This is a genomic window from Kribbella koreensis, assembly GCF_039525325.1.
GTDB classification, from domain to species: domain Bacteria; phylum Actinomycetota; class Actinomycetes; order Propionibacteriales; family Kribbellaceae; genus Kribbella; species Kribbella koreensis.
Genome location: NZ_BAAAHK010000024.1, coordinates 227,396 through 242,014 on the forward strand (window position 1 = coordinate 227,396; position 14,619 = coordinate 242,014).

The following is a 14,619-nucleotide window of genomic DNA, read 5'->3' on the forward strand; positions in this document are numbered from 1 at the left end:
CCGTGCGAGGCGGGGTAGTTTTCCGAGGATTTGATTGACGTGTCATCATTGATACATCAATCAGATTTGAGGTGGACGTGGTGGTCGGGCGGCGGCGGTTGTCGGTGGGGGAGTTGGGGGTTTGGCGGGGGCTGGTGGATACGACTGATGAGTTGCGGCGGCGGTTGAGTGTGCAGTTGGCGGAGGATTCAGGGTTGTCGCCGGCTGACTATCGGGTGTTGCTGGCGTTGAGTGAGGCGGAGGGGAAGCGGAGCCGGTCGTCGCGGCTGGCTGAGCAGATGGAGTGGGAGCGGAGCCGGCTTTCGCATCAGTTGGGGCGGATGGAGAAGCGGGGGCTGATCCGGCGGGAGGATTGCGCGACGGACAGCCGTGGCGCCGAGGTGGTGCTCAGCGAGGAGGGCGCGGATGCGTTCCGGAGGGCTACGGCGCCGCACGCGAAGGCGATCAAGAAGCACTTTGCGGATGCGCTGACGCCGGCACAGTTCGACGCTCTCGAGGACATCCTGCAGTCGCTGGAAAGGCATCTGCGGCGATGAGGATCGCGGTGTTGGGGGCCGGACATGTCGGACCGGTGATCGCGCGGGTCGCGGTCGAGGCCGGGTACGACGTGTCGATCGCGGCGTCGGGGGATCCGGCGAGGATCGAGTTGATCACGCAGGTGATAGTGCCGGGGGCCAAGGCGCTCTGGGCGGCGGATGCGGCCGCCGATGCGGACCTCGTCGTGCTGGCGATCCCGCTCCACAAGTTCGCGGCCTTCGACCCCGCCATCGTCGAAGGCAAGCTCGTCATCGACACGATGAACTACTGGCCGCCGGTCGACGGCGTACAGGAGCTGTTCGAGAACCCGTTGCTGACCAGCAGCGAGGTCGTCCAGCAGAAGCTCAGCAGATCGACGGTGGTGAAGACCTTCAACCACCTCGGGTACCACGAGCTGGCGGACGACCGGCGCGAACCAGGCGATCCGGACCGCCGCGCGATGGGCATCGCGGGCACAAGGCCCGCAACTCGAACAGTTGCCGAGGTCATCGACGCCATCGGCTACGCCCCGGTGATCCTCGAAAGCCTGGCCGCAGGCCGGTTACTCCAACCGGGCGGTCCCGCGTTCGGCATTCCACTCCAAGAATCAACAATGCAGAAAGAGATGCAGCGATGACAGACTTCCCGCTCGTGCTCGGGCTGGACACCTTCGGCGACGTCACCTCCGACGAACAGGGCCGGCCGGTCTCGCACGCCCAGACCATCCGTGACCTGGTCGAGCAAGGTGTGAAAGCGGACGAGGCCGGCCTCGACTTCTTCGGTATCGGCGAGCACCACACCGACGACTTCCCGCTGTCGGCCGCCGACGTGGTGCTCAGCGCGATCGCCGCCCGGACCGGGAACATCCACCTCGGCTCAGCCGTCACCGTCCTCAGCTCGGACGACCCGGTCAGGGTCTTCCAGCGTTACTCGACCCTCAATGCCGTCTCGAACGGCCGCGCCGAGGTCATCCTCGGCCGCGGCTCGAGCATCGACTCGTTCCCGCTCTTCGGCTACGACCTCGCCGACTACGAGACCCTCTTCGAGGAGAAGACCAACCTCTTCGCCGAGCTCCTCAAGGGCGGCCCGGTCAGCTGGGAAGGCAAGACCCGCGCGGCCCTCCATGACCAGGACGTCGTACCGCACCTGGACACCCCGCTGCCGACCTGGATCGGCGTCGGCGGCAGCCCGCAGTCCGTGATCCGCGCCGCGCACTACGGCTTCAACCTGATGCTCGCGATCATCGGCGGCAGCCCGTCGCGCTTCGCGCCCTTCTCCGACCTGTACCACCGTGCGCTCGAGCAGTTCGGCCGCGACCCGTTGCCGATCGGCGTCCACTCGCCCGGCCACGTCGCCGCCACCGACGAGCAGGCCCGCGAGGAGTTCTGGGAGCCCTACCGGGAGGTGATCACGCGGATGAGCAAGACCCGCGGATTCGCGATCCCGACCAAGTCCCAGTACCTGGCCGAGGTCGGCCCGAAGGGCGCCCTGTTCGTCGGTTCACCCGAGACGGTCGCCCAGAAGATCGCCGCGAACCTGAAGAACCTCAAGGCCACCCGCTTCGACCTCAAGTACGGTATGGGCGGCCTGTCCCACCAGACCCTGCTGACGAACATCGAACTCTTCGGCACCCAGGTCGCCCCGCGAGTCCGGGAACTGATGGCCTAGCAGCGCCACCAGTCCCCGGACCCCGCCTGGGGAAAATCAGCGCAGACCGACCGCCCGGTCGATGGTCTGGCTGACACTGTTGCCGGCCTTGTCCCGGGCTGTCACCCGCAGACTCACGAAGCCGGCCTTCGACGGCGCGTCCAGGCGGCCGATCCAGTCGTTGCCGGAGTGGCGCAACGACAAGGCCTTCCAGTGGGCGCCGTCGTCGTACGAGACGTCCAAGCCGACGGTGTTGATCACGCCGGCGCCGGACGCGCCGGCCAGGTGGGACGGCGTCACGGCGATGTCGGTACGCCGCGACGCCCGGCCGCTCAGATCCGTACTGATCCCGTAGTCGAGCTGGATCAGCGGCAGCGTCTCCAAGAACCGGTAGTCGGCGTTGTCGGAGATGAAGCCCCACTCCGTCCGGGTCCGCGGCGAGTACGGCCGACCCGGCAGGTCACGCGTCGTGTCGACGACGAGCCGGTACGGAAGCTTGTCCGGCGACACCTCCGCCGAGACGAAGTCAGCACCCTCGCCCACCAGCTGAGAACCCTGGTAGAGCGAGGTGTTCAGCGTGATCCCGCCATACACAGTGCCCTCGTGGCGCCCATCGCCCCACCCCGGCATCCCGAAGGTGCTGATGATGTCGCCCACCCGCGACGGCGGTGTGCTCATCGCGTTGTCGGCAAGGAGCCGAGGACGCTGGATCCCGCCGAACCAGGTCTCCTTCGTCGTACTCCGCGGCTTGTACGCCGTCGAGGACCCGAACAGCATCAGATCGGTGACAGCGGTCTGGGTCAGCCACTTCACCCCGGGCGCGGCAGTCACCCATGCCGTGTAGTTGCCTTGCGCAAGGACTGGCGTCGCGTCCGCGCCCACCGCCCAGGTGAGGTCGGCGGAGAGGTCGTAGCGGATGTCGACCGCGTCACCCTGCTTCGTGTCCCGGAACGACTCGTCGATCCGGGCCAGCTCACCCGGACCCGGCCGGTACGACGGGTCGGCCGGGATCGCGCCGTCATGGTGCTGCACCAGGTCGTACAGGTACTCCGGCTGCGGATGCGCCGTCACCACCAGCACCCGGCCACCACGCTGGATCCGGTCGAGCAACTGCTGCGCCCGATCGGTGCCGAGCGAAGCCACCGGCAGCGACGGTGTCTCCTCCTGCGGTAGATCGGCCCAGGCGTCCAACGGTCCGAAGCCGTCGTTGAGGATCAGCAAGAGCTTGGCACCGGCCTTGAAGGCAGCCGCGGCCTGCTCGGTCGGGGCAACCGCATCGTTGCGATGGACGACCGCGATCTTGCCGCGGGCAACGACCTTCGCGAAGTCGGCCGCTGAACCATTGCCGGCCACGACGACCGGGTAGGCGGACGTGCCCGCCGGCAAGGAAGGTGACCAGCTCTGGACGTTCACGTCGAAGGAACCGACGGTCAGCGGCGACTGCACCTCACGCCAGCGGGATGCGAACGTGTACGACCCCTGCGTGACCTTGCGGGTCGGAGTCACCCACAGGCTGTCGTAGATCCACGGCTCGAGCTGATACGTGTCGACAAACCGATGAAGATCTCCATAGCTGCGGTACTGATCGACCCGGACATAGCTGTTGACCGTCTGCTGGGGAGCGGTCGCCGCGACCTTGCGGAGCTTCGACGCGTCCAAGGTCAGCGTCCGATCGCCGTCGACGACCACCTCGGGATCGCTGAGCACGACCCGGCTGAGCGAGTGCGGGCTGTCGAGTCCGCGCGCATCGGCGTACAGCCAAGCGGCGTACGTGCTCGGCTGGATGCTGAGTTCGAGCTTGCCGGTCGCGTCGACCTCGTAGGCCTTCGGCACGGTGTCGCGCTTGATGTCCTTCATGATCAGCACGCCAGGCAGCGAGGACTTAACGGTCAGCTTGACCCGCTGGCTTTGCTTGGTGATGCCGACGGGCGTGTGCGTGCGCAGTACGCCGTCAGTGCCGGTGGCAGTCAGTACTGCGCTGTAGCCGGCGTCCTCAACTGCAGCGCCAAGGTGGCTGACCACTCCAACCGTCGCCGTACCGCCAGCGGGCACTGTCACGGAAGGTGCCGTGAGGCTGAACAGGCCGTCCGGGATGCCCTGCGTCTTCAACGCCAGGTCCAGCGTGACCGCCGAAGCGCCGGTGTTCGTGTAGGTGACGTCCTTCTGCACGGTCTGCGAGGCCGGGTACGGCCAGGTCGCGAAGGAGAAGGCGGAGCCGGTCGCGAAGACGGTACTGCGAACCGCGGCAGCCACATCCAGCCGACCACTGCCGGCCGCGAACGGGCTGTACTGCTGCGTCGTCTTCGTCGTGCTGACCAGCGCGTCCTTCAGTTGCTGCCCGGTCCAGTCAGGATGCGTCCGCGCGAGCAACGCGGCGGCGCCGGCGACGTGCGGGGTCGCCATCGACGTACCGCTCATCGTCAGGTACGAGCCTTCACCTTCCGGCGCGTACTGCGAACGCGCGGCGAGCACGTCGACGCCCGGAGCCGTGAGGTCGGGCTTGAGCCCGTTGTCGCCGGTACGCGGGCCGCGGCTGGAGAACCCGGCCAACCGGTCGGCGCTGTCCACTGCGCCAACGGTCAGGGCGGCGTCGGCCGCCCCGGGTGCGCTCACGGAGTACGGGCCGGGGCCGTCGTTGCCCGCGGCGATGACGAACAGCGCGCCGGTCTCGGCGCTGAGCCGGTTGACCGCCTGGCTCATCGGGTCGGTGCCATCGGTCGGGCCGGAGCCGAGGCTCATGCTGATCACCTTGGCGTGCTGGTCTCGGGCGGCCCACTCCATCCCGGCCAGGATCCACGAGTCCTGCCCGCTGCCGTCGTTGTCGAGCACCTTGCCGATGTGCAGGTTGGCGCCGGGCGCGACACCTCGCTCGACCCCGCCCGAGGCTGCGCCGGTACCGGCGATGGTCGAGGCGACGTGCGTGCCGTGGCCGTGCCGGTCGGTGATGTCGAGCCCGGGGACGAAGCTCTGCGAGGCAGCGATCCGGCCGCCGAAGTCGGGGTGCGCGGCGTCGATACCGGTGTCCAGGACGGCGACGTCCACGCCTTGGCCGGTGTCGCCGCCGGCCCAGACCTCGGGTGCGCCGATCTGCGCGGTGGTGTCGGCCAGCGTCGCCTTGGCCTTGCCGTCCAGCCAGATCTTGGCGATCCCGCCGCCCAGCTTGGCCGGGCCTGCCACCCGCTTGGAAGACGGAGTGAGGGAGGTCCAGAAGGCGGGGGACCGGTCAGCGGTGAGAGCTGCGCCCTGGATGCTGCTCAGTTCGAGAGTGCGGCGGGCACCGGACGGGACAGCCTGCTTGCGAGCGGCGGCGTCCGTGTACGTGACGATCAGCGGCAGTTGCTTGCTGTGCGCGTCGTCGTAGCCGTCGGCAAGCAGTTCGGTGACGTTGAACAGGTGCTCGTCGAGTACGCCGGAAGCGAGGTAAGGCAGCGCGGCGTCGGGGTAGACATAGGTGTCCTTGCCCGACGTCATGATGTGCGCGCCCGCCGGCCGACCGGCCGCGTTCTGCACCGTCGCCGTGGTGTGACCGTCGGCGGTGACGGCCGCGGTCACCTTGTCGCCGGTGATCAGGGTGACGGTCTGCAGCGGAAGAGCACGGCTGAGCCCCGGGCTGGGGAGCGGCGGGGCGGCCTGGGACAGGCCGGGGGTCGCGAGCAGGGCGAGGGCGGCGCCGAGTGCGATCACCCCACGTTTGGAGGAGGGCAGCAAGGGGGCTCCAAAGGTCGGTGGAGCCCTGATTAAAGGCAGGTCAGAACATGGAGTACTACTTACTTTCGTGGCGCAAAGAAGCCACGACCAAGACGGTCAGAGCCAACCGCGCTCACGCGCCTGCCAGCCGAGTTGCAACCGGGAGCGCGAGTTGGTCTGTTCCATCAGCAGCTGTACCCGCCGCGCGACCGTCCGCCGGCTGATCCCGAGCCGCGCCCCGGCTGCGTCGTCGGTCAGCCCGGCGACCAGGAGTGACAACAGGTACCGGTCCTCGGCGGACATCGTCGCCTCGGCGGTCAGCTCGTCCACCGCAGTCACCGACAACGGGCTGGCGCGCATCCATACGGTCTCGAAGAGCGCGACCAGCGCATCCAGCAGGCTGCTCGGGTGGACCAGCAGCGCCGCATCGTGCGCGGACGTCGTCCAGTCCAGCGGCAGCAACGCGAGCTCGCGGTCCGCGATCGCGAGCTTGGTCGGCACGGTATCGGCGATCCGGGCCTGCTCGCCCGCCTCCACATGCGTGACCGTGCTCGCGGACAGTAGCCGGTCCTCCAGCGCCGTACTGTCGTAGACGACCCGATACGCGACACCCGCCGCCTGGCGATCCAGCTGGGTCTTGTTCACCTCGGCCGATGCGACGTACGGCGCCGCGACCAGCCCCCGGAACTCCTTCTGCGCCGACAGCTGCACCCGGTCGAAGGCCCAGCCGACCGCATCCTGACCGGAGACGATCTCGATCAGCTCCTCGGTCCGCCGGCTCGTGGGCTTCCGGTACGCCTCCGCCGCCAGCCGTTGAGCCGCCTCGCGAGTCCGGATCAGCTCCTGCTCCTGCTGCTGGATGAACTGCTGGACCGCCAGATCGGGCGGCACCGCGACGACCAGCTCCTGCGGCGGCGGCGTACGGTGCACGAACCCCTCACGCTGCAGGGCGGCGACGGCCCGGCGTACCTGGACGATGCTCAGGCCGACGCGTTCGGCGAGCTGGGGGACCGAGGCGCTGCCCTGCCGGACAAGTGCGAGGTACGTCGCCTCCTTGGACTCGGGAAGGCCGGCAGCCTTCATGACAACCCTGGTGCCGTCGAGAACTCGCGCATGGCTCTTCGTACCATCGGAAGCCGAGATGCGTCAGCCTTTATCTCAGCGAAACTGTTTCGGTCCGGGCCGAACTCACTGGGTCGCTTGCAGCCGGTCACGGATGCGTTGCTCGAACTGCGCCTGGGTGGTGTCGATGTGCTGGGTCATCGCGGTCGACGCCTTGTCGGGGTCGCCCGCGGCAATCGATTCCGCGATGTGGACATGTTGCTGGGCCGCGACCTCGAGCGAGCCGGGCAGCCCGCCCGCGAACAGCAGCCGGTCGGACTGCTCCTTGAAGTCGCGCAGCTTGGAGACCGCGGCCTGCAGGAACACGTTGCCCGACGCCTCGGCGACCGCGTCGTGGAAAGTCCGGTCGTACTGCCGAAACATTTCGTGATCCTGGTACGCCGCGACCGACGCCTCCGCCGCCGTCCGGATCGCGTGGACCTGGGCCGGCCGGGCCGACGTCGCCGCCAGCCGGGCCGACTCGGCCTCGATCAGCCGGCGGTGGTCGAACAGCATCGCGACGTGCTGCAGGTCGGTCGGCTGGAAGTAGCCGACCTGGTCGTCGGCCTGCTGGTTGGTGGGGACGGACACGAAGATGCCCGCCCCCCGCCGGGTCTGCAGCCGGCCGACCGCCGCGAGAACCTTGATCGCCTCGCGCGTCACCGAGCGGCCGGTGCCGAGCAGCTCGGCCAGCGCCTTCTCGGTCGGCAACCGGTCGCCGGGCCGCAGGCCCTGCTCCACGATGTACGTGACGAGCTGCTCGGCCACGAGTTCGTAGCCGGGACGGTAGGGATCAAGGTTCTCGGGCATTCAGAAACCGCCGTAGATCTGGAGTTCGTAGATGCTTCCGCCGTTGAAGTTGGAGCCGGTGACAGTCAGCCTGACATACCGGGCCTGAACGGCGGCCGTCCTGATCGACGGGTTCCGCCGCACACTCGTCGCCACCGCGGTGTGGTCGTCGAAGATCGACCAGTTCGTGGCGTCGAGCGAGTACTCCAGCTTGTATTTGTACCCGCTCGGCAGCTCGAAGTTGGTGACAATGCTCTTCACCGCGGTCGGGGCGCCCAGATCGACCTGGATCCAGGACGGGTCGGGCAGGCCGAGTCCTTGCGCCCAGCGGGTGTTCAGGTCGCCGTCGACGGCCAGTGCCGCGACGTTCGGCTCGGAGTACGACGAGACCGTGACCGGCTTGCCGACCGCGAGGCCGGCCTCGGCCGGAGTCGTGACCGTCGTCGCCGGGCTCGGCGGCGCGGCGTTGAGGTTCACGTCGCGGGCGACCACCGTGTAGCTGTGGGTGGAACCGGCGGCCAGGCCGTCGATGCGCAGCTGGTTCAGCGGGGTCGTGGCGATCCGCTGACCATCCTGGTAGACGACGTAGCTGGTCACGCCGACATTGTCCGTGCCGGTCGGCCAGCTGAGGTCGATCGTCGTCGGCAGCAGCACGTTCGCCGTCGGCTTCGGCAGCGCGGCCGGCGGCTGGTTGTCGCCGGTGATGACGGCCGGCTTCCCGTACGCCTCGATCTCGTAGATGCTGCCACCGTTGAAGTTGGAGCCGACGACGGTGAGCCGGAGATACCTGCCCCGCACCTGAGCCGCCGCGTAGTTGTCAGGCTGGGTCGTCGCGGTCCCGGTATGGTCCTCGAACATGGTCCAGTCCTGGCCGTCGGGCGAGACCTCGAGCTTGTACCGGTAGCCGCTGGTCAGCTCGAAGGTGGTGATCACCCCGGTCAGGTCGTACTGCGCGCCGAGGTCGACCTGCAGCCACGACGGGTCGGGGAGGCCGAGTCCTTGCGCCCAGCGCGTCGACAGCTTGCCGTCGACGGCGAGGGAGGGGACGTTCGGTTCGGAGTACGAGGAGACCGTGACCGGCTTGTCGAGGGCGAGGTCCGCGCCGGCCGGCATGGTCGCCGTGACGGTCTCGCTCTGGCCGGACTCGTTGCCGACGGCGTCGCGGGCGCTGACGGCGAAGGTGTAGCTCTGGCCGGAGACCAGGCCGGTGATCCGCACCGACGGGTTCTTCGAAGCGCTGGTGAGCTTGCCGTTGACGTAGATCGAGTAGCCGGTGACACCGACGGCGTCCGTCGAGGCCGGCCAGGTCAGGTCGGCGATCGTCGGGAAGCTCGGCTGGACGACCGGCTTGCCCGGCTTGGCCGGCGCGACCCGGTCGGTCGGGGCCGGCTGCGGGTCGAGGTACCGGTACGCCGGTTCGAGCCCGGCGTTGTCGACGATCGACGCGGGGAGTTGCTCGCAGCCCGGTACGACCGGATTGTTCGCGATCGTCGAGTCGATCGTGTTGGCCTGCGTCGCGGACCGGGGCTGGGTGGTGAAGTTGTGCTGGGCGTCGATGTCGATGCCGTGGTTGAGGAACAGCCACAGCGCGTCGACGTTGCACAGCGCGTTGCCGGTGGTGGTGAAGTCCCGGCTGCCCTCGTCGTGGTAGATCGCGCCGTACGCCGGGCCGGGCGTGTTCTTGATGTAGTTGCCCTCGACAACACTGTTCGGTTGCATGCCGAGGGTGTAGATCGCGCCGCCGTCTGCCTGGTGCTTCATGATGTCGCTGATCGCGTTGTCGCGGATGACGTTGTTCTTCGACGTAGTCGGGGTGTCGTAGATCGGGATGCCGAAGTTGCCCGGGTAGTTGGTGTCACCGCCGACGTCGGTGTTGCCCCAGCCCCAGCCGACCGAGATCCCGGAGTACGGGAGGTCGTAGATCTTGTTGTGCTCGATCACTGTGTGCTCGGTGTAGCCGGCCAGGATCGCGAGCGAGCCGCTGTAGTCGGCGGCCGCCCTGGTGATCAGGTTGTTGCTGACCAGAGTGTCCTTGGTGATCGCCCGGGCGTCGCTCGGGTGGTGATCGATGATGTCCGTGCCGCCGACCTGGATGCCGGTCGCGGCGACGTCGCGGACGATGTTGCCCTTGATCGTCGTGCCTTGCGAACCGGTGTTGAGGTTGAGGCCGACCGCGCCGAGATGCGTGAACGTGTTGCCGGTGAAGGAGATGTTGCGGCTGTAGCCGACGTTCACCGCGCCGGGCGTCTTCTCCCAGTACAGCCGGGAGGCGTCGAAGTCCTTCCAGCCGGTGCCGTTGATCCGGAAGCCGGCCTGGCCCTCGACCATGCCGTCATCGCTGCCCGGCGCGAGCCAGGTGGAGTAGGAGAAGGTGATCCCGTCGAACTGGATGTTCTGCACGGGATCGGTGATGGACCCGGTGACGTCTACCAGGTTCTGCACCTGGGGAACCACGACCGTAGCGGTGGTAGGGCTCTGGCCGGGCTTGGGCAGGTAGTAGACGTCACCGGAGCTCTTGTCGAGGTACCACTCGCCGGGCGAGTCCAGTAGCTCGTAGGCGTTCTCGATCCAGGTCGGGTTCTGGATCTCCTGGCCCTCGTGCAGGTTGGCGTTGTAGTAGCAGGGCTGCTGCATCGTCACCGTCGTACCGACGGCCGACTGGACCGGGCAGCGGTAGTGCATCCAGCCCCAGCGGCTGTCGACCTCGATGTCGCCCTGGTTCTTGAAGTTCGCCAGGCTGCGGGTGCTGTCGGTGTAGCCGGTCGCGGTCTTCGACCAGCCGGGCGGGTTCTCCGGGCCGCGGGCGCGCTGCTGGCGTTCGCCGTTCACGTAGAACTGGCGGAAGTCGATCGAGCCGACGTGCGCCTTGTAGATGTTCTTGGCCGGGTCGGACAACGTCCAGCCGGTCACCAGCCGGCCGCCGTCGATCGTCACCGACGTACCGGGCAGGGCCTGGTAGATCACCTTGTGCCCGTTCCGCCCGGAGTCCTGGCTGGTGAGCTGGAAGGTGTCCGTACGCCGGTAGTCGCCGGGCAGCAGGACGACGTGGATGTCGCCGCGCTGGTGCTTCGTCAGCTTGCGGACCTGATCGCGCGCCTGCTCGAGCGAGCCGAGCGGGCGGCTGAGGCTCCCCGATCCGCCCTTGGCGCCGGCGGCGGGGGAGACGTACAGGGTGGTCGGGCCGGTCGCCTCAGCGGGCGCGGCGAGGAGTGCGGTGGGGACCAGCAAGCCGGCGAAGGCAGCAAGGAGCCGGCGCGGAACGTTCGGCATTGGCGGGCCAATCGGTCGACGATGGGAGATGAATCAGGTTCATTCGCCGGAAGAATGACATACTTCGCCGTTGAGTGGAAGATGAGTCGGGTTTATTTCAGTCTGCGTTGAACCCCAAGGTGTGGGCCAATAGGTCTGACAACCGATCCCTGGACCGTTCCGTATTCATCGGTGACGGGATGAGCGAGGGGATGATGGATGGCAAGGGACGACGAGTTCAGTGAGTACGTCGGGCAGCGCCGGACGCAGTTGCGGCGGATCGCGTATCTGCTCTGTGGGGACGTCCACAAGGCCGAGGATCTGGTGCAGACGGCGCTGCTGAAGCTGTACGTCGCCTGGCCGAAGGTCCGGCGGGCGGGGAACGTCGACGCCTACGCCCGGCGGACCCTGGTCAATTCGGGGATCGACGAGAGTCGACGGCCGTGGCGCCGCGAGGCTCCGGGCCTGGACGGTGTCGACGTACTGATGGACGAGGACTTCGGGGTCGAGGACCGGCGGGTGCTGATCGAGGCGCTGGCGAGTCTGCCGATCGGCCAGCGGCAGGTGGTCGTACTGCGGTACTTCGTCGGGCTGTCCGTCGAGGAGACCGCGGCCGACCTGCACTGCAAGCCCGGCACGGTGAAGAGCCAGTGCTCCCGGGCCCTCGCCCGCCTCAACGACTTGCTGACCGCCCAGTTCAGGGCAGTGGGAGGAACCGACCGATGATCGACGAGAAGGAACTGGCGGATCGCCTCGCGGACGCCGCGAGCGCACAGGACAACCTGTTGCCCAGAGCACTGAGCGACGACCTCGCCGCCGGCCGCCACCGCTTGCGCCGCCACCGCCTACTGACCGGCACCGGAGTGATCGGAGGCGCGGCAGCAGTCGCAGTACTGGTCGTAGGCATGACCAGCTGGCTGACCCCGAACGCTTCGCCGCTTCCAGCTGACCCGCCTGTTGCCGGCCCTAGCCAGGCGGTCGACGTCAAGGCCCAGGACGCCGCCTTCAATGCGACCATGCGGAACCTGCTCGCCAAGCACTTCGATCCGAACCGGCAGCACCTCACCTACGAGTCCGGGCCCTTCGAGGTGAACCATCAGCCCGGACAGCGGGAGGCGACCGGTCGCGCCGGGTGGAAGATCGCCGGCCAGCGGGGTGAGGGAGAGTTGTCCGTCTCGGTCTACGGCTCCGGTACCGGCAAGGACTGCGGTCAGTACGAAGGACTGAAGTGCCACAGTGTGCCGATGTCGATCGGCGGCTCGGCGCAGATCGGGCGGCTGGGCGAGCGGGTGGAGCTGAAGTACCAGCAGCCCGACGGCGAGATCGTCTATCTGTCGGCTCGTCCGTTGTTCGCGAACAACTCGGCGAGCGGCGTGCACGGGATGGGGCTCACCGGCGCCGAGCTGATGTCGTTCGCCGCTGACCCCCAGCTGAACCTGCCGCCGATGACGGCCGAGGAAGCTGCTGAAGAGGAGGCATTGAAGGCACCGGTGCCCGATCTCCGGGAGGTCGTCGGCGAGCTGGAGGCGGTCCTGCCCGGCGGCACGGTGGACGTGCACCACATCGACGAAGTCAACGGGAACTATGTGGTCGCACTGGACTGGAAGAAGGGTCCGCTCGCGGCGACGATCGAGTTCGGGGTCGATGCCAAGCTTCGTGCCAGCACGTGTGTGGACCAGCTGTCCGTTCCCGAGTGCACGACGGAGAACCTGCCGGACGGCAAGACCGTGCAGTACCACGAGGGAGCACGTTCCTACCAGGAAGTCCCGAAGTATGTGATGGGGGCGACTTACACACAGCCCGACGGTGACCTTGCCTCGGTCCGCATCCTCTACCCAGGCGACAAATTGCCGGCCGGGGCCGCCGCCAAGGAGCAGGTGCTCGAGTTGGTGACGGACCCGGTGTTCGACAAGTAGGTGTCAGCTGGTGGCTGCCAGGATGCCGCCCAGTGCGCTGGCTTGGGTTCGCCAGTCGCGGGGGTTGGTGCCCTGGCCGCCCCAGCGTTGGCCGAGGTGGTTGAGAGTGTCGCGGTCAGACTGCCAGATGGTGTCGGACTGGTGTTGGGCGTAGGTCTTGTACGACGCCGTGCCGGTCGCGTCGGCGAGGTCCATCAGGTAGCGCATGAAGATGCCCTTGAACTGCTTCTGGTTGTCGTCGCAGCTCCCCGAACCGACGTCGCAGGTCTCGGTCAGGATCCCGTTCGGGCTAAGGAGCGACGACGCGATGGCAGCGTCGGCGAGTTGCTTCGCCGATGTCAGCAGGGCGGCGTTGCCGTTGGCTCGGTAGAGCTCCAGCGCACCGCCGATCGCCAGGCCCTGGTTGTAGGTCCAGACGGTCTGGCCGTTGTTGGCGCACGAGCTGGTGAGGCCGTCGTTGACCAGCTTCGAGGAGTTGATCATGCCGCTGGCCTGGTACCAGTTCCAGCCAGTTGTTGCCCGCTGCAACCAGATGCTGTCGCCCGGCAGTCGGTTGTGCAGGGCGGCGGTCATCCGGACGTACAGGCCGTTGGTGATGGCGTTCTTGTACGTCCGTTCGCGATCCCACCAGACGCCGCCACCGCAGGTGCTGGTGTCCCAGTAGCCCTGGACGTAGTTCGCGATCGTGACCGCCATGTCGAGGTACTTGCGGTCGCCGGTCACGTCGTACGCCTGGATCCAGGCGATCGCCCACCACTCGGTGTCGTCGATCGCGCGGCTGATGAAGTTGCCCTCGATCGCGTCGCCGCTCTTCGTCCCGGCGGGGAAGACGCCTTTGTTGACGGTGAAGGTGCGGTCGATGATCCAGCGCAGGTCGGTCCGGCCGGTCCGCTTCTGGTAGTCCATCAGGGTGGTCACCGCGACGGCCGAGTTCCACCAGCTCGACTGCCACCAGGCGAGGTCGGGACGGTAGTCGTACATCAGGGCGTCAGCGGCGGCAGCGGCCCGATCGGTGGCCGGTCGCGCCCACGCAGTACAGGCGCCGTTGGATCCTTCGACGGCACGACCACAGGCTCGTACCGCGCCGCCGTACAGCTTGGACTTGGGGTCCTTTGTCGCATAGAGCGCTGTCTTGGTCGCGGTCGTGCCGGCGGGGGTGCTGACGCGGCCGAGTGAGGAGCCGCCCGGCCAGGAGGCGCCTTGGTTCCAGGAGCGGTCGAGCCAGATCTCGTCGCCAGGATTGCCGGTGTCGATCGTCGCCCACGCCATGCCTCGATTGTCGATGTGCAAGGCGATCCGGCGATTGGAGAGAGTGGTCGACGGGACAGGTTGGTTGTCACCGACCGGGCCGGTCGCACCGTCGCAGGCGGTGTCGCAGACCTTGAGGTGTGCCCACTCCGTACAGGCGACGCCGTTCGCGTCTCCGCAGGCCCGGATCATCCCGCGTCGGTGGCCGACCGGGTCGGCCTGGTTGTACATCAGAGTGCGGGTGCCGGTCCAGGTCGACGGGATGGTCGCCTTGCCCAGCAAGCCGTCCCAGGTCGCGCCGCCGTCCCAGCTCCGGTCGAGCCAGACAGCGTTGCCCGTGGTCCCCTCGTCGATGCTGGCCCAGCCCATCGCGTCCTTGTCCGACACGTGCAGGACGATCCGCCGACCGTTGATCACTTTCTCGGCCACTGGAAACGTCTCTTCATGTGCCTGCGATGGATCTAAG

Annotated in this window: 10 protein-coding genes; 5 read left to right on the plus strand and 5 right to left on the minus strand. The window is 67.7% G+C overall.

The genetic code is table 11. From position 1 onward, the window contains the following. Window positions 1–71 precede the first annotated feature (71 nt). From ABD116_RS40565 to ABD116_RS40575, 3 genes are read left to right on the plus strand one after another with little or no spacing between them, the layout of a single operon-like run. Window positions 72–536, plus strand: coding sequence for a MarR family winged helix-turn-helix transcriptional regulator (locus ABD116_RS40565; RefSeq protein WP_343983803.1), 465 nt, complete (start codon window positions 72–74; stop codon window positions 534–536). Further along, on the plus strand, window positions 533–1,153 hold the full coding sequence (locus ABD116_RS40570) for an NADPH-dependent F420 reductase (RefSeq protein WP_343983806.1): 621 nt from the start codon (window positions 533–535) through the stop codon (window positions 1,151–1,153). Before ABD116_RS40565 ends, ABD116_RS40570 begins: the two co-directional genes overlap by 4 nt. Then, complete coding sequence (locus ABD116_RS40575; RefSeq protein WP_343983809.1) at window positions 1,150–2,184, plus strand: LLM class flavin-dependent oxidoreductase; 1,035 nt, start codon at window positions 1,150–1,152, stop codon at window positions 2,182–2,184. Before ABD116_RS40570 ends, ABD116_RS40575 begins: the two co-directional genes overlap by 4 nt. A 36-nt stretch (window positions 2,185–2,220) precedes the next feature. On the opposite strand, the gene ABD116_RS40580 is transcribed toward ABD116_RS40575, so the two are convergent. From ABD116_RS40580 to ABD116_RS40595, 4 genes are all read right to left on the minus strand, one after another. Then, complete coding sequence (locus ABD116_RS40580; RefSeq protein ID WP_343983812.1) at window positions 2,221–5,847, minus strand: S8 family peptidase; 3,627 nt, start codon at window positions 5,845–5,847, stop codon at window positions 2,221–2,223. Between the two features lie 120 nt (window positions 5,848–5,967). Then, window positions 5,968–6,933, minus strand: a complete 966-nt coding sequence (locus ABD116_RS40585; RefSeq protein ID WP_343983815.1) for a helix-turn-helix domain-containing protein — start codon at window positions 6,931–6,933, stop codon at window positions 5,968–5,970. Between the two features lie 105 nt (window positions 6,934–7,038). After that, window positions 7,039–7,761 (minus strand): FadR/GntR family transcriptional regulator, encoded by a 723-nt coding sequence (locus ABD116_RS40590; RefSeq protein WP_343983818.1) that lies wholly within the window; start codon window positions 7,759–7,761, stop codon window positions 7,039–7,041. Beyond that, entirely contained in the window at window positions 7,762–11,010 is a 3,249-nt protein-coding gene (locus ABD116_RS40595) for a discoidin domain-containing protein (RefSeq protein WP_343983821.1), read from the minus strand. It abuts the gene before it with no gap. A 198-nt stretch (window positions 11,011–11,208) separates the two neighbouring features. Between ABD116_RS40595 and ABD116_RS40600 the strand changes: the two genes are divergently transcribed. Continuing rightward, entirely contained in the window at window positions 11,209–11,715 is a 507-nt protein-coding gene (locus ABD116_RS40600) for a SigE family RNA polymerase sigma factor (protein WP_343983824.1), read from the plus strand. Then, on the plus strand, window positions 11,712–12,905 hold the full coding sequence (locus tag ABD116_RS40605; protein ID WP_343983827.1) for a hypothetical protein: 1,194 nt from the start codon (window positions 11,712–11,714) through the stop codon (window positions 12,903–12,905). Before ABD116_RS40600 ends, ABD116_RS40605 begins: the two co-directional genes overlap by 4 nt. Before the next feature lie 3 nt (window positions 12,906–12,908). Here the strand turns inward: ABD116_RS40605 and ABD116_RS40610 are convergent, their stop codons facing one another. Continuing rightward, complete coding sequence (locus ABD116_RS40610; protein WP_343983830.1) at window positions 12,909–14,582, minus strand: glycoside hydrolase family 76 protein; 1,674 nt, start codon at window positions 14,580–14,582, stop codon at window positions 12,909–12,911. Between the last annotated feature and the right edge of the window lie 37 nt (window positions 14,583–14,619).